This is a genomic window from Rothia sp. CCM 9417 (assembly GCF_048513575.1).
Taxonomy (GTDB): Bacteria; Actinomycetota; Actinomycetes; order Actinomycetales; family Micrococcaceae; genus Rothia.
The window spans coordinates 28,281-48,360 of the sequence record NZ_JBLXXT010000010.1 but is presented as its reverse complement, the minus strand read 5'-3'; the positions used below and the strand labels follow the sequence as shown (position 1 = coordinate 48,360).

21 protein-coding genes are annotated in these 20,080 nt (G+C 56.8%); 17 read left to right on the top strand and 4 right to left on the bottom strand.

The window, feature by feature from the left end:
• Positions 1-22: 22 nt before the first annotated feature.
• From atpB to ACN082_RS09545, 8 genes are all read left to right on the top strand, one after another.
• On the top strand, positions 23-826 hold the full coding sequence (gene atpB, locus ACN082_RS09580; RefSeq protein WP_419100633.1) for a F0F1 ATP synthase subunit A: 804 nt from the start codon (positions 23-25) through the stop codon (positions 824-826).
• 135 nt (positions 827-961) lie between these two features.
• The gene (atpE, locus tag ACN082_RS09575; RefSeq protein WP_237187984.1) at positions 962-1,171 is read left to right on the top strand and encodes an ATP synthase F0 subunit C; all 210 of its coding nucleotides are present in this window, start codon (positions 962-964) and stop codon (positions 1,169-1,171) included.
• Positions 1,172-1,222: 51 nt separating this feature from the next.
• Positions 1,223-1,768, top strand: a complete 546-nt coding sequence (locus ACN082_RS09570) for a F0F1 ATP synthase subunit B (RefSeq protein WP_419100632.1) — start codon at positions 1,223-1,225, stop codon at positions 1,766-1,768.
• Positions 1,768-2,580: a F0F1 ATP synthase subunit delta gene (locus ACN082_RS09565; protein ID WP_419100631.1), complete on the top strand. Its 813-nt coding sequence runs from the start codon at positions 1,768-1,770 to the stop codon at positions 2,578-2,580. Before ACN082_RS09570 ends, ACN082_RS09565 begins: the two co-directional genes overlap by 1 nt.
• A gap of 158 nt (positions 2,581-2,738) precedes the next feature.
• Positions 2,739-4,364, top strand: a complete 1,626-nt coding sequence (gene atpA / locus ACN082_RS09560) for a F0F1 ATP synthase subunit alpha (RefSeq protein ID WP_419100630.1) — start codon at positions 2,739-2,741, stop codon at positions 4,362-4,364.
• 77 nt (positions 4,365-4,441) lie between these two features.
• Complete coding sequence (locus ACN082_RS09555; RefSeq protein ID WP_419100629.1) at positions 4,442-5,362, top strand: F0F1 ATP synthase subunit gamma; 921 nt, start codon at positions 4,442-4,444, stop codon at positions 5,360-5,362.
• A gap of 45 nt (positions 5,363-5,407) precedes the next feature.
• Positions 5,408-6,871: a F0F1 ATP synthase subunit beta gene (atpD, locus tag ACN082_RS09550; RefSeq protein WP_419100628.1), complete on the top strand. Its 1,464-nt coding sequence runs from the start codon at positions 5,408-5,410 to the stop codon at positions 6,869-6,871.
• Positions 6,872-6,873: 2 nt separating this feature from the next.
• Positions 6,874-7,131 carry a F0F1 ATP synthase subunit epsilon gene (locus ACN082_RS09545; protein WP_419100627.1) on the top strand — a complete coding sequence of 86 codons (258 nt, stop codon included), beginning with the start codon at positions 6,874-6,876 and terminating at the stop codon, positions 7,129-7,131.
• Positions 7,132-7,275: 144 nt separating this feature from the next.
• On the opposite strand, the gene nucS is transcribed toward ACN082_RS09545, so the two are convergent.
• Complete coding sequence (nucS, locus tag ACN082_RS09540; protein ID WP_419100626.1) at positions 7,276-7,992, bottom strand: endonuclease NucS; 717 nt, start codon at positions 7,990-7,992, stop codon at positions 7,276-7,278.
• A gap of 67 nt (positions 7,993-8,059) precedes the next feature.
• Between nucS and ACN082_RS09535 the strand changes: the two genes are divergently transcribed.
• Positions 8,060-8,401, top strand: a complete 342-nt coding sequence (locus ACN082_RS09535) for an ATP/GTP-binding protein (RefSeq protein WP_419100625.1) — start codon at positions 8,060-8,062, stop codon at positions 8,399-8,401.
• Positions 8,402-8,481: 80 nt separating this feature from the next.
• On the opposite strand, the gene ACN082_RS09530 is transcribed toward ACN082_RS09535, so the two are convergent.
• Positions 8,482-9,789 carry an AI-2E family transporter gene (locus ACN082_RS09530; protein WP_419100624.1) on the bottom strand — a complete coding sequence of 436 codons (1,308 nt, stop codon included), beginning with the start codon at positions 9,787-9,789 and terminating at the stop codon, positions 8,482-8,484.
• Positions 9,790-9,945: 156 nt separating this feature from the next.
• Here ACN082_RS09530 and ACN082_RS09525 point away from each other — a divergent pair, with 156 nt between their 5' ends.
• The 5 genes from ACN082_RS09525 (at position 9,946) to ACN082_RS09505 (ending at position 15,839) form a co-directional block, all read left to right on the top strand.
• Complete coding sequence (locus tag ACN082_RS09525; RefSeq protein ID WP_419100623.1) at positions 9,946-10,875, top strand: tetratricopeptide repeat protein; 930 nt, start codon at positions 9,946-9,948, stop codon at positions 10,873-10,875.
• Between the two features lie 139 nt (positions 10,876-11,014).
• Positions 11,015-11,908 carry an ABC transporter ATP-binding protein gene (locus ACN082_RS09520; RefSeq protein WP_419100622.1) on the top strand — a complete coding sequence of 298 codons (894 nt, stop codon included), beginning with the start codon at positions 11,015-11,017 and terminating at the stop codon, positions 11,906-11,908.
• Positions 11,884-13,497 carry a hypothetical protein gene (locus ACN082_RS09515; RefSeq protein ID WP_419100621.1) on the top strand — a complete coding sequence of 538 codons (1,614 nt, stop codon included), beginning with the start codon at positions 11,884-11,886 and terminating at the stop codon, positions 13,495-13,497. The genes ACN082_RS09520 and ACN082_RS09515 overlap by 25 nt, the downstream gene beginning before the upstream one ends.
• 84 nt (positions 13,498-13,581) lie before the next feature.
• A complete protein-coding gene (locus ACN082_RS09510; RefSeq protein ID WP_419100620.1) occupies positions 13,582-13,869 on the top strand; it encodes a DUF3039 domain-containing protein in 288 nt (95 codons plus the stop codon).
• A 185-nt stretch (positions 13,870-14,054) separates the two neighbouring features.
• Positions 14,055-15,839 (top strand): DEAD/DEAH box helicase, encoded by a 1,785-nt coding sequence (locus tag ACN082_RS09505; protein WP_419100619.1) that lies wholly within the window; start codon positions 14,055-14,057, stop codon positions 15,837-15,839.
• 70 nt (positions 15,840-15,909) lie between these two features.
• Here the strand turns inward: ACN082_RS09505 and ACN082_RS09500 are convergent, their stop codons facing one another.
• Both ACN082_RS09500 and ACN082_RS09495 read right to left on the bottom strand, forming a co-directional pair.
• Positions 15,910-16,536, bottom strand: coding sequence for an isochorismatase family protein (locus tag ACN082_RS09500; protein ID WP_419100618.1), 627 nt, complete (start codon positions 16,534-16,536; stop codon positions 15,910-15,912).
• A 16-nt stretch (positions 16,537-16,552) separates the two neighbouring features.
• Positions 16,553-17,863, bottom strand: a complete 1,311-nt coding sequence (locus tag ACN082_RS09495) for a nicotinate phosphoribosyltransferase (protein WP_419100617.1) — start codon at positions 17,861-17,863, stop codon at positions 16,553-16,555.
• 216 nt (positions 17,864-18,079) lie between these two features.
• Here ACN082_RS09495 and clpS point away from each other — a divergent pair, with 216 nt between their 5' ends.
• From clpS to murI, 3 genes are all read left to right on the top strand, one after another.
• The gene (gene clpS, locus ACN082_RS09490) at positions 18,080-18,412 is read left to right on the top strand and encodes an ATP-dependent Clp protease adapter ClpS (RefSeq protein ID WP_419100616.1); all 333 of its coding nucleotides are present in this window, start codon (positions 18,080-18,082) and stop codon (positions 18,410-18,412) included.
• A 1-nt stretch (position 18,413) separates the two neighbouring features.
• Complete coding sequence (locus ACN082_RS09485) at positions 18,414-18,974, top strand: DUF2017 domain-containing protein (protein WP_419100615.1); 561 nt, start codon at positions 18,414-18,416, stop codon at positions 18,972-18,974.
• A 132-nt stretch (positions 18,975-19,106) separates the two neighbouring features.
• Complete coding sequence (murI, locus tag ACN082_RS09480; protein WP_419100614.1) at positions 19,107-20,072, top strand: glutamate racemase; 966 nt, start codon at positions 19,107-19,109, stop codon at positions 20,070-20,072.
• Positions 20,073-20,080: the final 8 nt, after the last annotated feature.

Below are 20,080 nucleotides of genomic sequence, written 5' to 3'. Positions count from 1 at the left end.
ACGAAGCAAGAAAGGACTTGCCTTGATTTCAAACGGGCTAGTTGTCGCAGCAGGAGAGCAGCAGGGCTACGTGCCGCCCACCATCGAAGACATGCACCTGCCTGCCCTTTTCCAGATTGGTGACTTTGAATTCGGCAAGCACACAATTCTGATTCTGCTATCAGTTGTCATCGTCGCTGGCTTCTTCATGTTTGCCGCTCGCAAGCGCGCTATGGTTCCCTCCCGGACCCAGTTTGTCGGTGAAATGGGCTACGGTCTGGTGCGCAACAGTCTGGGCAAGGAGCTGATTGGCGCTCACCACTACAAGCCTTTCGTGCCCCTACTATTCACCGCTTTCTTCTTCATTCTGGTCAACAACCTCTACGGTTCGATCCCCTTCTTCCAGCTCCCCACTATGTCACACGTTGGTAGCGCCTACGCACTGGCCGCTATCGCTTACATCACCTGGGTTGGTGTCGGCATCAAGCGCAAGGGTCTGGGCAAGTTCTTCAAAGACATGACCATGCCTGCCGGTGTTCCCCCGCTGGTTTATGTCATCCTCATTCCCATTGAGTTCATGTCCAACATGCTCATCCGGCCCGCAACTCACGCCCTGCGTCTTTTCGCTACCATGTTCGGTGGCCACCTGGCGATTATGGTTGCGGCCTCACTGACTCAGTACCTTATCGTTGAAGCAGGTGGCATCGCTGCGATTGCTTCAGTTGGCTCCGGCGCTCTGGGGCTCTTCCTCTACTTCCTGGAACTCATGATTCAGTGCATCCAGGCTTACGTCTTCACCCTGCTCCTTGCGGTTTACCTGCAGGGTTCGGTTTCAGAAGGCCACTAAAGATTTTCTCCGGCAGGGCAACCTGCCGGACGAGAAAAGCAACCCGCTCGCGCGGGGAGTGTACACAAATAAATACTCTGCCCCTGATAACACACGCCCTAAGGGGTAGGGGCACTGTGAAAGGAAACAAACATAATGGAACTTACCGGTTCACTTACCGCAGTTGGTTACGGTCTTTCAGCAATCGGCGGTGGCATCGGCGTAGGCCTGATCTTCGCGGCCTACATGACCTCCGTAGCCCGTCAGCCTGAATCACAGAAGACCCTGCAGCCCATGCTCTTCCTGGGCTTCGCTCTGGTTGAAGCTCTGGCAGTTCTCGGCCTGGTTCTTGCGTTTATCAAGTAATTTTTGGCCCCGCCGAAAATTTGACCAAACTATAGAACAGGAAAATCCCCTATGACTTATCTAATGGCTGCAGAAGAGGGCACGAACCCTCTGATCCCTAACGTCTGGGAAATCGCCATTACCGCCATCGGGTTCCTGATCCTCCTCTTCATCGTTACCAAGTACGTTGTCCCGGCATTCGAAAAGATTTACCAGGACCGCAAGGAAGCAATCGAGGGTGGTCTTGCCAAGGCCGAAAAGGCTCAGGCAGAGGCAGCAGCAGCACGCGAAGAGTACGGCCAGCAGCTCGAAAGCGCTCGTCTGGAAGCACAGAAAATTCGTGAAGAAGCACGTGCCGAGGGTGAGGCTATCGTGGCTGAAGCCAAGGAGCGCGCTACCGCAGAAGCTGCTCGCATCACCGAGAACGCTCAGAGGACAATCGAAGCAGAACGTGCAGCTGCCGCAGCCTCACTTCGTACCGAAGTTGGCGTGCTGGCAACCTCACTGGCAGGCAAGATTGTGGGCGAATCCCTCAGCGATGATGAGAGGTCTTCACGTGTCGTCGATCGTTTTCTTGCTGACCTTGAAGTTCAGCAGCAGGCAGGTGTGGCCCGCTAATGTCAGCAGTATCGACTGAATCACTGAACAAGGTGGAACAGGTGCTAGCAGCTCATGCTGGCCAGAACCCGACTGACCTCGCAGCAGAACTCTTTGCTATCGTCGATGTCATTGATACCAACGGTGGGTTCCGCCGAGGCCTCACTGACCCCTCCCGTCAGGCGGCCCAGCGAGCAGGCATCGCCCGCTCAGTGCTGGGCGGTAAGATTTCCGATAACGCTCTGGCAATCGTGACTGCGGCAGCAGAAGCCCGCTGGAGCGCCGAACGAGATCTGGCAGATGCACTCGAGAAAACCGCTGTTTCTGCAGTAGCACTGTCTGCTGAGAAACGCGGCGGTATCGACGCTCTGGAGCAGACGGTGAACGAACTGCTGACCTTCATCAACACTGTTGATGCTTCAGCTAAGGCACAGGCTGCTCTGGCCGACACCCGGGCTAGCAAAGAAGCACTCAAGAAGCTGGCCGTTTCTCTCGGTGGCAAGGTGTCCTCCGAAGAAGGCAGGCTTCTGCTCGAACGAGTTGGCACCGTAGCCCGTGGCACCACTGCCGCACGCTTGGCTAACGAGTTCGTTGAAATCATCGTCAAGCGTCAGAACAAGTGGATTGCGCGGGTTGTTACAGCACGACCCTTGACTGCAGGGCAAACTGCTAAACTCCAGAGCTCCCTGAACAAGACCTACGGTAAAGAGCTCAAGCTCGATATCACCGTAGATTCCACACTTTTGGGTGGGCTCAGAGTACAGGTGGGGGACGAGGTCATCGATGGCACTCTATCTACCCGCCTGGCAGATCTCAGCAGAGCATTCGCATAATCGTTGACATCAGTCGAGACCTCGACGGTGATTTAGAAGATACACAGACGATTCGGGCCAGCTCAGAGCATATCGCCCCGGCACGTCATACAAGTTTCGGTGAGCCTGTCAGCACTGGTGGCGGGCCTACCAACAATCTAGGAGAGCAGGGACATAAGATGGCCGATTTGACCATCAACGCCGATGATGTCCGTAACGCGCTGAACGAATTCGCAGCGTCTTACGAACCCGGCAACGCAGAACGCGTAGAGGTGGGTCGAGTTGCATCAGCATCCGACGGCATCGCACGCGTTGAGGGCCTTCCCTCAGTAATGGCTAACGAGCTGCTTCGCTTTGAAGACGGCACCCTTGGCCTGGCACAGAACCTCGACACCCGTGACATTGGTGTCATCGTCCTTGGTGACTTTACCGGCATTGAAGAAGGCCAGGAAGTCCACCGCACCGGCGAGGTTCTCTCGGTACCTGTAGGCGATGCCTACCTGGGCCGTGTAGTTGACCCCCTGGGTAACCCCATCGATGACCTGGGCGAGATCGTACCCGAAGGTCGCCGCGCCCTCGAGCTTCAGGCCCCCGGCGTCACCCAGCGTAAGTCAGTTCACGAACCCCTCCAGACCGGTCTCAAGGCAATTGATGCCATGATCCCGATCGGCCGTGGCCAGCGTCAGCTCATCATTGGTGACCGCCAGACCGGCAAGACTGCAATTGCGGTTGACACCATTCTGAACCAGAAGGACAACTGGGCAAGCGGCGACCCCACCAAGCAGGTTCGTTGCGTTTATGTAGCAATCGGCCAGAAGGCCTCCACCATTGCAGCTGTCCGTGAAACCCTCAAGCAGAAGGGCGCACTGGAGTACACCACCATCGTTGCTTCACCTGCATCTGATGCTGCGGGCTTCAAGTATCTTGCACCCTACACCGGTTCGGCTATCGGCCAGCACTGGATGTACGGTGGCAAGCACGTCCTCATCATTTTTGATGACCTCTCAAAGCAGGCAGAAGCCTACCGTGCAGTGTCACTGCTTCTTCGCCGTCCTCCGGGCCGCGAAGCCTACCCCGGTGACGTCTTCTACCTCCACTCCCGCCTGCTTGAGCGCTGTGCAAAGCTCTCAGACGAGCTGGGTGCAGGCTCAATGACCGGTTTCCCGATCATTGAGACCAAGGCAAACGACGTTTCAGCCTTCATCCCCACCAACGTCATCTCCATCACCGACGGCCAGATCTTCCTGCAGTCAGACCTCTTCAACGCTAACCAGCGCCCCGCAGTTGACGTAGGTATCTCTGTTTCTCGCGTCGGTGGTGCAGCTCAGACCAAGGCAATGAAGAAGGTCTCCGGTACCCTCAAGCTTGATCTGGCTCAGTTCCGCGCAATGGAAGCATTTGCCATGTTCGCTTCGGACCTTGACGATGCTTCTAAGGCTCAGCTGACCCGCGGTGCTCGCCTGACCGAGCTTCTGCGCCAGCCCCAGTACACTCCCTACGCTGTTGAGGACCAGGTTGTTTCAATCTGGGCCGGCACCAACGGTCACCTGGATGATCTGGAAGTTTCAGACGTCCTGCGTTTTGAGGCAGAGTTCCTGGACCACCTACGCCGCTCAACCTCGGTACTGCAGAACATTGCATCATCGGGCAAGCTGGAAGAGGACACCGTAGCAGCACTTGAGGCCGCTATCCTTGACTTCAAGAAGGGCTTCCGCTCAGAGGGCACCAGCCACCTGGTTGAGGCCGGCCATGAAGAGCACAAGCCTCTGTCAGACAGCGAAGTATCACAGGAAACTATCGGTTAGCGATTTTCCTAGTTCCGTGATTGGCCCCTCACCTTTTGGGGGAGGGGCCCTCACCACTAGGAGTGAAAGGAATCTCTATGGGAGCCCAGATTAGGGTTTACCGCCAAAAGATTACTTCAACATCGTCTATGAAGAAGATCTTCAAGGCGATGGAGATGATCGCAACCTCACGCATTAACAAGGCACGTCGTAGCGCAGAGGCTGCAAGCCCCTACGCAAATGCGCTGACTAAGGCAGTAACTGCTATTGCGACCCAGCACCCCATTGAGCATCCCCTGCTCAATCCCAGCTCTAAGCATAGGGTTGGTCGCTCTGCAGTTCTGGTTCTAACCAGTGATCGTGGCCTTGCGGGTTCATACTCCTCATCCGTCCTCAAGAAAACCGAGGGTCTTATTGAGAAGCTCCGCGGTGAGGGACGCGACGTCAAGCTCTACCTGATCGGTCGCAAGGCAAAGTCCTACTTTGACTTCCGCGAACGTGATTACGAACAGGCATGGGAGGGTAACACCGATAACCCCAACATCGAGATGGCAATTGCCGCTCGTGACGCTGTTCTGGCCGCCTACGAAAACGGCGAAGTCGATGATCTCCACATCGTCTATACAGAGTTCGTTTCCATGGTGACTCAGGAGACTCGCGTCTTGCGCCTGCTCCCCATTGAGGTGGCAGCTGCACGGGCACTCGGTGAGGACATCATCCCCGGTGAACGTCTTGAAGATGACCAGTTCCAGCAGAACTCGGTCTTCGAATTTGAGCCCAACCCCCAGGAAGTGCTTGATGAACTGCTCCCGCGCTATGTTGCCTCCCGCATCTATGCGTGCCTGCTTGAAGCCGCCGCCTCCGAACTCGCATCTCGCCAGCGCGCGATGAAGTCCGCAGGCGATAACGCTGATGAGCTCATCAAGAAGTACACCCGCCTGATGAACAATGCTCGCCAGGCTGAAATTACTCAGGAGCTCAGCGAAATTGTTGGCGGCGCCGACGCACTCGCCTCATAAACCCACCACAAACTTTTCCACTCTCTACATAGGTAAGTGAGAACAATGACTGCCACTCTGAACGAATCGGCTACCGCGCCGGCTCAGGGCGCAACCGGTCGTATTGCTCGCGTTATCGGCCCTGTCGTCGACGTTGAGTTCCCTGCCGGCCAGGTACCCGAAATTTACAATGCGCTGACCGCTGAGCTCACCCTCAACGGCACCACCCGCAAGATCACCTTTGAGACCGCTCAGCACCTGGGCGACTCATTGGTACGCGCCATCTCCCTGCAGCAGACCGACGGCCTGGTCCGTGGTCAGGCTGTTGTTGATACCGGTGCCCCCATCTCCGTCCCCGTTGGCGACGGTGTCAAGGGCCACATCTTCAACGTCCTGGGTGATGCTCTGGATGTCTCCAACGATGAAATCAAGGCCGATACCTACTGGCCTATCCACCGTGCAGCTCCCGGATTCGCCGACCTTGAAGGTTCAACCGAGATGCTGGAAACCGGCATCAAGTCAATTGACCTTCTAACCCCCTACATTCGCGGTGGCAAGATTGGCCTCTTCGGCGGTGCAGGCGTTGGTAAGACCGTTCTGATTCAGGAAATGATTACCCGCGTTGCTCGTAACTTCGGTGGTACCTCCGTATTCACCGGTGTGGGCGAGCGTACCCGTGAGGGTAACGACCTCTGGGTTGAAATGGAAGAGGCAGGCGTTCTTAAGGACACCGCCCTTGTCTTCGGCCAGATGGACGAACCGCCGGGAACCCGTCTGCGTGTTGCGCTGACCGGCCTGACCATGGCGGAGTACTTCCGCGATGTCCAGAATCAGGACGTGCTGCTCTTCATCGACAACATCTTCCGCTTTACTCAGGCTGGTTCTGAGGTTTCAACCCTGCTTGGCCGTATGCCTTCAGCTGTGGGCTACCAGCCCAACCTGGCCGACGAAATGGGTCTGCTCCAGGAGCGTATTACCTCAACCCGTGGTCACTCCATCACCTCTATGCAGGCAATTTACGTTCCTGCGGATGACTACACCGACCCGGCGCCTGCAACCACCTTCGCACACCTCGACGCAACCACCGAGCTGTCTCGTGAAATTGCTTCTCGTGGTCTGTACCCCGCGATTGATCCGCTGTCCTCCACTTCCCGAATCCTGGATCCCCAGTACATCGGTCAGGAGCACTACGACACCGCGATTCAGGTCAAGGCGATTCTGCAGGAGAACAAGGAACTTCAGGACATCATCGCCATCCTTGGTGTCGATGAACTCTCTGAGGAACAGAAGATTGTTGTCTCCCGTGCTCGCCGTATCGAGCAGTTCCTGTCGCAGAACACCTACACCGCTAAGCAATTCACCGGCGTTGAAGGCTCAACCGTGCCCCTGAAGGACACCATTGAGTCATTCCAGATGATTTGCCGTGGCGATGTTGACCATATCCCCGAGCAGGCCTTCTACAACATCGGTGGCATGGACGATGTCATGCGTCGTTACGAGGAAATCAAGGCACAGTCTGGAGCCAAGTAATCATGGCACTGAAAGTTGAAGTTGTTTCCCGCGAACACATCGTGTGGGTCGGCGAAGCAAAATACGTTCGGGCTCGCACCGTGAACGGGGATTTGGGCATTATGCCCGGTCATATCCCGACCATGGCGCTTCTGGCCGACGATGGTGAGCTTCTGATTGAAGACATCACGGGCGAAAAGAAGACAACCCGCCTGAACGAAGGTTTCTTGACCGTGTCAAACGATCGAGTCACCATCGCCGCAAAGCACGCACAGATTTAGTCTGTTCCTGCTCAGCAGATACGGTCGCCTTCCCCATCTGGGGGAGGCGACCGTTTTTGCCTCACACTGTGACTTTGCTACCGGGGGAATAAGAAAAGGGGGGGCGGCACCCCATGGGTGCCGCCCCCCTTATGTCTAGGTTCTTTAGAAGAGCCGGGAGTCGCTATCGTCAACACCGCGCATAGCATCGTAATCTAGGGCTAGACAACGGATGCCACGATCCTCTGCTAGTGTGCGTGCCTGGGGTTTGATACGCTGGGCAGCAAAAACGCCCTGAACGGGAGCCAGGAGGGGATCGCGGTTCAGGAGTTCAAGGTAGCGGGTGAGCTGTTCAACGCCGTCAATATCACCTACACGCTTGAGCTCAACAGCCACCGAGATACCCGAGGCATCTTTGGCCAGAATATCGACCGGGCCGATAGCGGTGGGGTATTCACGGCGAACCAGGCGGTAGCCACTGCCCAAAAGCTCAATCTGTTCAGCCAGTAAACGCTGAAGATCTGCCTCAACACCGTCCTTGATGAGACCGGGATCTATGCCTAAGTCCTGGCTCAGCTCGCCCTGCTTCTCAAAGACACGGATGACCAGTCGGTCATCGGATTTGGCGGCTTGCACGGTCCACAGCTCGCTGATATCGGAGTCAAGATCTTCGCCTGCGGTGGTTCCTTCAAACTCCTCGCGGGGTGCAATATGCAGACGGCAGGGCGGGCTCATCCAGTTGAGCGGTTTGTAGGAGCCGCCATCGGAGTGGATAAGTACCGAGCCGTCATTCTTAATCATGAGCAGACGGGTCGCACGGGGTAGGTGGGCCTTCAGACGGCCCACATAATCAACAGAACAATCAGCTATAACTAAACGCACCGTACCACTCTAACAGCTGAGCAAGAAGCAGTTGGGGCTTAGCTCAAGGACGTGACAGAATAAACCCATGCCTCGTAGATCCCCATCCAAGAAACGTCGCCCTCATTCTAATTCCGGCTCTGCCCCTAGCAAATGGCAAAAGCAGAGCAAGCCTGGGCGCGATATTTCTCGTCTACTAGACCCATCACCGCGAGTGGAACGGGCAGGTGATGGTGACTGGTTCGTGCAGTATATTCCCCCCATGAATGCTCAGAAAACCTACACCTGCCCTGAATGTATGACCTCGATTAGGCCGGGTGTAGCGCACCTGGTGGTGTGGCAGGAAGATCACATGTTCGGTTCTCAACGCGCTATCGAGGAACGCCGGCACTGGCACCAGCGTTGCTGGCAGACCCGCCGCTTCTGGTAGCCAAGAGCTTTGTACATAGAGCGGGCCGGGGTAGGTAATGATTACCTACCCCGGCCCCTTAAACCTCATCGATCAGGTATTTATAGACGATCTTGTCGAGGTACTAAGACCTCATTGACCAGGATCAAGATAGAGGCGGCAACTGGGATAGCAATTATTGCTCCCAGTACGCCCCAAATCGAACCGCCCGCAACTACCGCAATAATAGCAACAGCGCCGGGCACAGCCACCGCTTTTTTCATGATGCGCGGCGAAATGAAGTAGGCCTCGATCTGGAGATAAATCAGGTAGGGGACCAAGAAGAAGAGGGCAGTCTGCCAGCTATCGGTCAGTGAAATCAGCGACACTAGGACCGCTGCGCTGACCCCACCGATTAGGGGGATAAAGGCCAAAACCAGAACTAAGAGCATCAGGAGCTGGGCAAAGGGAACACCGACAATCAGCATAATAAGGGCAGCCACCGTTGCGTTACAGATAGCTACTAGAGCCTGGCCCATCACATAGTGGCCCACGGAGTCAGAAATCTTTTCGGTCAAGTATCCAACGCGTTCTCGACGTGAGGCAGGAGCCAGACGAATAAACCAGGCCTTGATGGTTGGCAGCGAAGCTAAGACGTAGATAGAGAGGAAGAGAACGATAATAATGCCTGTGGTGGTCTCCGCTAGGGTGGATCCCGCGTTGAGCAGAGAGTTCATAAAGTTGCTGACCACCGAGGTATCGGAGGTTAGCTGGGTAAAAACCTTTTCAACTTCTCCGTCAACTGCTGAGCGGATCTGAAACTTTTCATCCAGAGAAGTAAACAAATCTGAATTGAGAAAGGCTTCAAGCTGGTTGGGGAAACCCGTGATAAAGGAGACGGCCTGGCGAGCTACCATGGGGATGATCCAGAAGGTCAGGGCACCCACTATAGAGGCAAAGGCCAGGAACACTACACCTACACCTGCCCCTCTGGGCAGACCCCTCTGCTCAAGTTTGCGGACGGCAGGGTCAAGGCCTAGCCCAATAAAAACAGCACCGGTGATCCAGCCTGCTAGGGCACCTACATTCAAGACAAAGTAGATGCAGATAAGAGCTAGAGTAATTCCAACTGCCAGCATGAAACCGAAGTAGATGGGGTTGGTGATATGGCGGCCGTGCTCGGGGACCTGCGATTGCTTAGAAGGCAAATGTGAGACCTGCTGATCGGGTTCCTTGACTGTGTTGGCTGTCTCGGTAGGATCAGCCGGTAGCTGCAGCCTATGCCGGGGCCGAGCGCCGGGTATGGCCGGTAGCGCTGGCATCGTGAACTTGGAGCTACTACTGTTTTGAGCATCGTCACCCGATGCGGCTTGAGCAGGTTCTGAGCTTCTGGCACGAGAAGCTCGGGAGGACAAAAATGGTAGTGGCATATTCCTGGCCTGGTCATCAAAAAGGGATAGTTGTCTACTACCTTATCGTGATTTCTGCCCTGGGCTAGAAAGTAGAGGCTCTCTTGGCGGCGGTGGCCTGTTTTTGACACCATAGACTGAAGAGAAAAGAACCTGCTACTCCCTAAGGAGAAAACCATGACCGCATCATCGGGTTTCCAGCCTGAGAACCTACCGGCTTCGGTGCGCAATGCTCCGGATCTAAGTGTTACTGCTCAGGCTAGCGCTCAGCCGGGGGAGCAAACGGCCCAGGCAAGTGAGCCCAGTTGGCGTTTTGACGTCACCGATGTAGCCCAGTTCCAGCAGCTGGTTCAGGAGTCCAACCGGGGTGCCGTTATTTTTGCCCTGTGGGCACCCCATTCCCCTGCTTCTGTGCAAATGCTCGAGCAGGTTGAGGCACTGGTCAACTCCGCCGGAGGGAACCTGCTCCTGGCGGCCGTGGATATTACCAAGACTCCCGAGATTGGTCAGGCCTTCCAGATTCAGGGTGTACCAGCCGCTGTTGCGGTACTAGCTGGCCGTCCCGCCCCGCTCTTTAACGGGCCTGTTGAACCCCAGGCTCTGACCGAGGTGCTGGGGCAGGTAGTCCAGCTAGCAACCCAGCAGGGTCTGGCCGGTGGCTTTGAGCCGGTTCTCAGCGAACAGGAAAAGCCCCTGCCGCCCCTGCACCAAAAAGCCCTGGACGCTCTTGACTGCGGGGATTACGCTGGTGCTGAAGCCGCCTACACCCAGGCATTGAATGAGAACCCAGGCGATACCGATGCGAAAATTGGCTTGGCCCAGGTTCACCTACTCCACCGAGTTTCATCTCTGACTCTGGCCGATGAACGAGCCAGAGCCGCCGCAGATGCCACTGATATTCAGGCTCAGCTCAATGTGGCTGACCTAGATATTGCTGGTGGCCATATTGAGGATGCATTCAAGCGCCTAATCACTCTTTTTAAAGCAGTTGGCCCTGATGACAAAACACGGGTACGGGAACGCCTGCTAGAGCTCTTTGAGGTAGTCGGTTCAGCTGATCCCAGGGTCAAGAAAGCACGGGCGGAACTGATGATGGCCATGTTCTAGTCAGGAGCATATCTTTATGAGGGGCCTCCCGGGAATTCTCAGCGCTAGAGCTTAGATCTTTCCCAGGAGGCCTTGTCATACAATGGATATCAGCCTGCTGGGGGAGCTCAGAGCTAGCTAGGTCACCTACCATAGTTATATGGAACACGATGAGAAGACCTGGCCGCACCAGGCAAACCCCCAAGAAGTCACGCCCCTTTACCCGGCGGCACCCAGTGATCAGGTTTCCCCGGCATCTCCGGTGGAAGCTGAGATTGCTCCCGAGAGCCTAGATACACCTGCCCTACAACTGCTTAACCTGGTCAAGGTTTTTGACCAGCACCCTGCCGTTAACGGTATTAACCTAACCATTCCTCGCGGGTCCTTCTACGGTCTGGTAGGGCGTAACGGTGCCGGTAAAACAACAAGCCTGTCAATGGCCACAGGCATGCTTAAACCCACCGACGGTCAGGTGCTGGTGGGCGGTACAGATATGTGGGCTAGTCCGCTGGAGGCCAAGCGTAAGGTGGGGGTTCTGCCCGATGGCGTGCGCCTCTTTGATAAGCTCACCGGAGAGCAACTGCTGACCTATGCGGGTCGCCTGCACGGGCTTGACAAAGTGACGGTTGCTGAACGAACCCGCGATTTGCTCCTAGCCCTTGACCTGGTTAATGCCGCCGGGAAGCAGGTTGCTGATTACTCCGCCGGTATGACCAAAAAAATTGCCCTGGCCTGTGCAATGATTCATGCGCCCTCTTTGCTGGTGCTTGATGAACCCTTTGAAGCGGTTGACCCTGTCTCCGCCTCCAACATTCAAGATATCTTGAAGGGGTATGTTGCCGGTGGGGGCACCGTCATTATTTCCTCTCACGTCATGGATTTGGTTCAGAGATTGTGCGACCATGTGGCGGTTATGAATGAGGGGCGAATCCTGGCTTCGGGTACCGTGGAGCAGGTCCGGGCCGGTATGAGCCTGGAAGACCGATTTGTTTCACTGGTCGGCGGTCGAATGGTGAGGGAGGGCCTGTCATGGTTGCAGTCCTCGTCCGACTAAAGCTTGCGCACTTTATCGCATATTTTACCAGGGGTAACGCCTGGGCTATCGTGGGGTTCTCTTTTGCCATGCTCTATGGGCTGGGCCTAGCGGTCTGCCTAGGAGCGGGCGGGTTCTTTATTGATAATGCCAGCGGTGCTCAGGTTTTTCTGGCGCTGGTAGGCGGAATTCTGACCCTAGCCTGGTTCCTTGTTCCCCTCTTTGCCTCCGCCGCCGATGCCACCTTGGATCCTGAGCGGCTGGCACCATACCCCATTCGGGTTAAGGACCTGATGCTGGGCCAGGCTATCGGGGCTCTCGTGGGTGCCCCCGGAATCCTGACTCTCCTCATCGCTCTGGCGAGCGCTACCTCGCTGTTCTTCTCGATCCCGGGTCTCTTGACCTACCCGGTAGCCGCTATCCTGGGTCTTGCACTGGCAATTGCCGGTTCCCGGGTCGTGACGCTTGCTTCTATCCCTTTGCGGGCTCGTAGGGGTATCAGTAACCTGCTGACGATTGCCTCCTTTATGGTGGTGATGCTCATGGGGCCTATCATCGCGGGTGCTGCCGGTGGGATAGCGCAGGTGGCAGACCGCCTCCCCGAATACATCGAGGTGCTACAGTGGTTGCCTTTGCTGACTCCCTGGCTCATTCCGGTTCATGTTGCCTCCGGTAGCTACGGGCTGGCTGGAGCCCTGTTGGCTCTTAGCCTTCTCTACCTGGCCATCATCTGGTGGTTCTGGTACCTGCTGGCTGCCCGCACCATGGCTAACGTTGGGGAAGTCACCGGGCGTAAGGAAGCCCGCAACCTGGGCACCGGATACCTGGGCATTCTTGACCGCTTCCCGGCGACCGTTCGGGGCACAATTGCTGCCCGCATTGTGCAGATGATGTTCAAAGACCCCCGGTGCACCGTCAATGTTATGAGCCTACCGCTTTTTTACCTGATCTTTACTTTCATGGGTAATTTGAGTGTTACAACGGATACGGGGGAGGACGTTTCAACACCCATTATGGGAGTCTTTTTCTGTAGCGCCTTCATCCCTGCTTTCGCTGGTTACATATATGCCTATCTGGTGTCCTATGAAAGCACCGCTTTCTCCTTACACACCACCACGGCTGTGCGCGGCATTGATGACCGGCTGGGGCGGGCCTACGCCATGATACTGATTTACGCACCGATGATTCTGATGGGCACCCTGCTCTTTGGCCTGATTGCAGGAGCGGGCGCTTATACGGTACCCATGCTGGTGACCGCCTACTCGGTTTTCTTCTTGGGTATGGGACTCGCGTCCTATGCTGATACGGTGTTTTCCCTACCTGTGCCGCCACCGGGCTCAAGCCCCTGGAAAACGGCCAAGCAACCCGACGGCATGGCCAAAGCATTTGTGCGCGGTCTCACCATGATGATTCCCATGTTCCTTGCTGCCCCCGGCCTGGCCGGTATGGCGGCCTCAGCAATCAACGGCAATATGCTCTGGGCTTGGCTGGGCGCTGGTGTCATGCTGGTGATGGCAGTGGGCGGTTTCACTCTGGGAATCCGCCTGGGCTCCCAGCGCTTTGAGCGCCACAGCGCAGATATGCTCTACCGGGTTACCCAGTTCAGCTAGCCTATTGTGCTCGCCGGAGAACCTGCCTGGCTTGGTAGACTAACTAGAGATAGCCCGCCTGGGCCACTACGAAAGGACGCACCCGTGTCATCTATTCCCGGAATCGAAGATCCCTTCCCCGAAACCGCCCACTCAGGCGGTACTGCGCTCCTTGAGCGTGAGGAAGTTCAGAACGTAGAACCCGGTGACCACGAGCGCTTTGCCCACTACGTGCGCAAGGAAAAGATTATGGAGTCTGCCCTCACCGGAAACCCTGTCCGTGCTCTCTGCGGCAAGAAGTGGACTCCTGGCCGAGACCCCGAGAAGTTCCCGGTCTGCCCCGAATGCAAAGAGATCTACGAGGGCCTGGCCCCTGGCGGGGACGACCAGTAATCAAGCCATTCGCGTTCGCCCGTTCTGTCGCGTGAGACCAGCACCCTACCCCGAATACAGAACAGGGGGAGAGGTCGCTCTCACAGGTGCAGGTGCTCGTTGATAGCCCCATTCCTCACCGAATGGGGCTAAACTTTTGTGGTGCCCACCGTGGCTCATATCTGTTGTGAGGGAAGGGAAAATACATGGACGATAGCCAGCCAACACTCTTTGGAGAAGGCAGCAGCGCCCTACCCCCAGCCTACCCGGACCGCGCCGCCTGGGGCACTGCTCCCAAGCTCCGTGCCTGGCAGGCCGAAGCTATGAGCAAGTACTTCACCCAGAACCCCCGCGACTTCATGGCTGTGGCTACTCCCGGTGCAGGTAAGACCACCTTTGCCCTGACCGTTGCCAAAGAACTTTTCAACCGGGGAACCATCAACCGCATGACCGTGGTCGCGCCTACCGATCACCTTAAACGCCAGTGGGCCGATGCCGCCGCCCGTGTAGGTATCTCCATTGACCCTAACTTCAAAAATGCAGACGGTAGCGTGGGCAGGGGCTACCAGGGCGTTGCCCTGACCTACGCCCAGGTAGCCAATAAACCTATGCTCCACCGGGCGCGTACCGAAAACGGCCGAACCCTGGTGATTATGGACGAAATCCACCACGCCGGTGATTCTCTCTCGTGGGGCGACGGCCTGCGCGAAGCCTTCGAGCCTGCTACCCGACGCCTGGCTCTGACCGGTACCCCCTTCCGCTCCGATACCTCACCCATTCCCTTTGTGCAGTACGAAGAGGACGCAGAAGGCATCCGCCGTTCCAAGTCTGACTACTCCTACGGCTACGGCCCCGCCCTCAAAGACCATGTTGTGCGCCCCGTCATCTTTATGGCCTACTCAGGTCAGATGCGCTGGCGCACTAGCGCCGGTGAAGAAATGGCGGCCAACCTGGGGGAGGGCTTCACCAAAGACGTCACCGCCCAGGCCTGGCGCACCGCCCTTAACCCTGAGGGCGAGTGGATTCCCACCGTACTTGCTGCCGCCGATAAGCGCCTGACCGAGGTACGCCGTACCGTACCCGATGCTGGTGGCCTAGTGATTGCTACCGATCACGCCGATGCCCGCGCCTACGCCGCCCAGCTTCAGCGTATTACCGGTGAAAAGCCCGCCCTTATTCTTTCCGATGACAAAGAAGCCTCCAACAACATTGAGGAATTTTCCCAGGGGCTTGCTCGCTGGATGGTTGCTGTGCGCATGGTCTCCGAAGGCGTGGACGTTCCCCGCCTAGCGGTGGGTGTTTACGCAACTTCCACCTCAACGCCTCTCTTCTTTGCTCAGGCTATTGGGCGTTTTGTGCGCTCGCGAAAGCGCGGGGAAACTGCTTCTGTCTTCCTGCCGTCTGTTCCTCAGCTCATGATGCTGGCTAACGAGATGGAAACCGAGCGCGACCATGCCCTGGACCGCAAGAACGCTCAGCAGGAAAACCTTGACCCGCTCAATCAGGGGCTGGACGATCACCTGATTGAAGAAGCTAACCGTGAAGAAGGGGCCAGCGAGCAGTTGACCCGTGGCAAGTTCGAAGCTATCGGTTCCCAGGCCTCCTTCCACGGGGTCCTTTTTGACGGTGCCGAGTTCGCCTCGGGCGGTCTTGAAGTGGGTTCAGATGAGGAACAGGATTTTTTGGGGATCCCCGGCCTGCTGGATGCTGAGCAGGTAGGTACCCTGCTGAGAGCACGGCAGAAAGACCACGCCTCGCGCCGCCCGGCGACGGCCGTGCCGCAGGTGGTGGATCACCGCCAGCTCAAAGAGCTCCGCAGCAAGCTGGCTAAGAACGTTGCCGCCTGGGCTGCTCGGACCGGTAAGCCGCACGGTTCTATCCACAACGAGCTTCGTCGTATCTGCGGAGGCCCTGCTGTTGCCCAAGCCTCAGCCGAGCAGCTCCAAGCGCGCCTGGATAAGCTCCAGGACTGGTTCGTGGGCAGAAAATAAAAGAGCAGAAAAAGAGGCCGGGGCACTGAAATGAATCAGCGCCCCGGCCCCTTACCTGCACCAGCTGAGACTAGAGAACCTGGATAACTGTCACACCGGCATCTTCTAGCTCGGCCACGGTGTCATCAAGCGAATCCTCAGACACAGGGGCCGTGAGATCAAGCAGCACGCGTGTCTCGTAGCCCGCATCAACAGCGTCCATCGCAGTTGCCTTAACACAGAAATCAGTGGCGATGCCTACGACATCAATATCGGTAATCTCCCGCTCGCTCAGCCAAGCATCCAGAGGAGTCTGCTCACCGGCATCTTCAACCGGAGCGCCGGCTTCACGCTCACCGGGCATGACCGTGTACTCGGGAGCCAGAAGGCCCTCAAAGGCTGAGTAGGCAGGGGCATAGGCACCCTTGCGGAAGTAAGCCTCGATGTAGTCGGTATCAAGCTCGGGGTGAAGCTCAGCGCCCTTAGACTCTGCGCGACAGTGCGGGGGCCAAGAATCCTGATAATCTGGGTTATCCGAAAAGTGCGTGCCCGGGTCGATATGCCAGTCCTGAGCTGCCACAATGGCCTGGTAACGGTCGTGGTAGTTTTCTACGAACTCGCTGATCAGAGCCGCAACCTCAGCGCCGCGTTCGGTAGCTAGCGCACCGCCTGGGCAAAAGTCATTCTGGACATCAACAATAATCAAAGCTTTAGACATAGTTTCCTCAGGTGGGCTAAACAGCGGGCACAAACTCGGTGGGGATTACCGGGTCACCGGGGGACAGACGGGTTGCAGTGACGGGCAGCTCGGACAGGGACCGGGCGTGACGTTCAGCGGCACGGCGCACGCCTTCGGCACCGGTAAAGCCGGGCTGAAGCTCACCGTCGACCACAAAATCAACCATAAGCTGGCGGTCGTTGGCATCGGCAGGTGCGCTCACATCGAGGCCTATGACCTCAGCGGTAGCAATACCACGTTTATTTAGGCGGCGCACCGCGCTCTTTTTGCCACCCACAGATGCCTTACCAGAGGATGCCTTAGCGACCGGCTCCATTACGCCCTGGGCGTTCTCGCGCAAAACCACCTTGTAAACCATGGAAGAGGTTGGAACACCTGAGCCGGTCACCAGCTTGGTGCCCACACCGTAGGAATTAACCGGGGCTGCTGCCAGAGAGGCGATAGCGTACTCATCAAGATCGCTGGTCACAGTAATCTTAGTGGAGGTGTTACCGAGGCTATCGAGAAGCTGACGGACGAAAGCGGCCTGGGCAACCAGGTCACCGGAATCCAGGCGAACGGCACCGAGTTCTGGGCCGGCCAGCTCGCAAGCCAGGCGAACAGCGGCTTCAACATCGTAGGTATCTACTAGCAGTGTTGTATCTACCCCGAGCGAAGCAAGCTGGGCTTCAAAAGCCTGGCGCTCGCTGTCATGGAGCAGGGTAAAAGCGTGGGCGCTCGTGCCCACCGTGTGCAGGCCATAGCGGCGGCCAGCCTCTAGGTTAGAGGTGCCGATAAAGCCTGCAATTACCGCAGCCCGTGCGGCAGATACAGCGGCTTGCTCATGAGCCCTGCGTGAACCCATCTCAAGGCAGGGGCGCTTACCGGCGGCTACCGTCATACGGGAGGCCGCAGTTGCAACGGCTGAATCGAAGTTGAGAACCGAGAGAATATAGGTCTCTAAAAGGCAGGCCTCGGCAAAGGAAGCTTCAACCTGGAGCACGGGGGAGTGGGGAAAGAAGATTTCCCCTTCGGCGTACCCACGAATATGCCCGCTAAAGCGGAAGTCAGCCAGGTAGTCCAAGGTCTGCTGGTTGATCACCTTGCGGGAGGCAAGGAACTCAAGTTCGTTCTGGTCGAAACGGAAATTTTCAAGACCCTCAAGGAGCCTGCCAGTGCCGGCAAGGACACCGTAGCGGCGGCCACCGGAGAGCCTGCGGGTAAAGACCTCAAAGACGGTCCGCCTATGGGCGGCACCGGAGGCAAGAGCCGCCTGAACCATGGTTAGCTCGTAGTGGTCTGTTAACAATGAAGTTTTCTGAGTCACGGCTACCACTCTAGCCCCTGTGCGGCCTAAAAAGACAGCCCTCTCAGAAGATAAAACTGTGACCTCTAGCTTGCTCTAGCTGGCGCGTGGCAGTTGTGGCTCCTTAGCCGTATGATAGATAAGGTGTATTTGACCTATAAGTCTGCTAAGGGCCCAGTGGCGTAAGCTTGTTCAAGGCGCTACCGACTCAAAGATTTTCACAAGGAGAAGAAGGCTATGTTATCGGCTGAAACAGCTATCACCCTGAATACAGCGGTGGATACTTTAGCCGACCTTGAACGTAGCTTAGAGAGCGAAACGAATGACCGACCCCAGCTTCCTTGGACGGTGCTGGTCTGGGATGACCCAGTTAACCTCATGAGCTTTGTCACCTATGTTTTCCGCACTCAGTTTGGCTACAGTACCGAAAAGGCCCAGGAGCTGATGCTCCGTGTACACACCGAAGGTAAGGCCGCAGTCTTTAGTGGTTCCCAAGAAGAAGCCGAACGCCACACAGCAGCCCTGCATACCTGGGGGCTGTGGGCAACGCTAGAACAGGCAGGTCTATAAGATGGCAGAGCCTTTTAGCAGGACACCGCGTGGCCTGACTGCACGCTTTACTCCCGAAGAGGTCCAGGTGCTTACCCGCCTTTTTGAAGATGTAGCGCTTGCCCTGGAACCTGAGGAAGACCCCAACACTGACCCCCTGGCAGCTCTGGTGGGAATTTCGGAAAAAGCTGATGTGCCTGCCGATCCCGCTGTCGCCCGCATGCTGCCTGTCGCCAGTGATGATCCTGAGGTAGCCGATGAGTACCGGCGTTTCACCGATCTCTCCCTCCGACAGGCTAAAATCTCGCACCTAAAACTGGCCGCTATGGATATCCAGGCAGGCACAGTTCACCTGGATACAGAACACGCCAAGGCCTGGGCCGCAGCCCTGAACGACGTTCGCCTGACCCTGGGTTCCAGGCTGGGCATTATCAGCGCAGCAGATGCCGAACGGGTGGGGGAGCAGACCGACTGGGACCGGGTAGAAACAACCGAGGACTATATGGCTCTGCTCTATAACTTTGCAACCTGGCTTCAGGAAAGCCTCATGCAGGCACTCCTGATAGGGCTGGAAGAAGATTGATTTTTACCGGTCCAGAGTGTCTATTTATGACACCAAAAAGTCGTGTTAGAGCGTGATTGTCCACTCAAAAACCGGCAGGTGAGTTCTACACCTTACTGAATTAACCATCGAGTAGCTAATGTCAGGTCTGTCATGAACGATTCAAACCCAAAAATAGTCACCCCCTGGGGCAGCCAGGTGCTGGCAGAGCCAGCCGCCAGCGCCCCCATTGGCGTGTTTGACTCGGGTGTGGGTGGGCTGACGGTTGCCCGTGCCATCATGGACCAGCTACCGCACGAATCGATTATTTATGTGGGTGATACCGCCCACGGCCCCTACGGCCCCCTGAGCATAGCTGAGGTGCGTGCGCACGCCCTGCGGATTATGGACGAGCTGGTAGATTCCGGTGTGAAACTTTTGGTTATTGCCTGCAATACAGCCTCAGCGGCAGTTCTGCGTGATGCCCGCGAACGCTATACCCGCAAGTACGGTATTCAGGTGGTTGAGGTTATCCAGCCTGCCGCCCGCCGTGCGGTGGCCGCAACCCGCAAGCGTAAAATCGGTGTCATCGCCACAGAAGCCACGGTCACCTCACGCGCCTACGAGGACACCTTCTCAGTGATGAGCGACCTGGAGATTTATTCGGTGGCCTGCCCCCGCTTTGTGGAGTTTGTTGAGCGGGGCATTACCTCCGGACCTGAGCTTCTCCAAACAGCCGAGTCCTACCTTGCCCCCCTCAAAGAAGCCGGGGTTGATACCCTGGTGCTGGGTTGCACCCACTACCCGCTCCTGACCGGCGTTATTTCCTACATCATGGGTGATGATGTAACTCTGGTCTCATCATCGGAGGAATCCGCTAAAGATGTTTACAAGGCGCTACTGAGAGCCGGCCTTGAACGCCCCGCTGATCTACCGGCAAGCCACGAATTCTTGGCAACCGGTCACAGCGAAACATTTGAGCACCTCGCCCGCCGATTCTTGGGCCCCGAGGTCGCTCGCGTCCGTCACACCAACTCGGTAGCAGAGCAGTTTCCCACAGGCTCGCTTGCCCTTATCCCACCGGAGTTGATTAAGCCACGAGTCACCATCGAGGCAGACCGCTCCACCCCCAAACGCTAAGGAAGAAG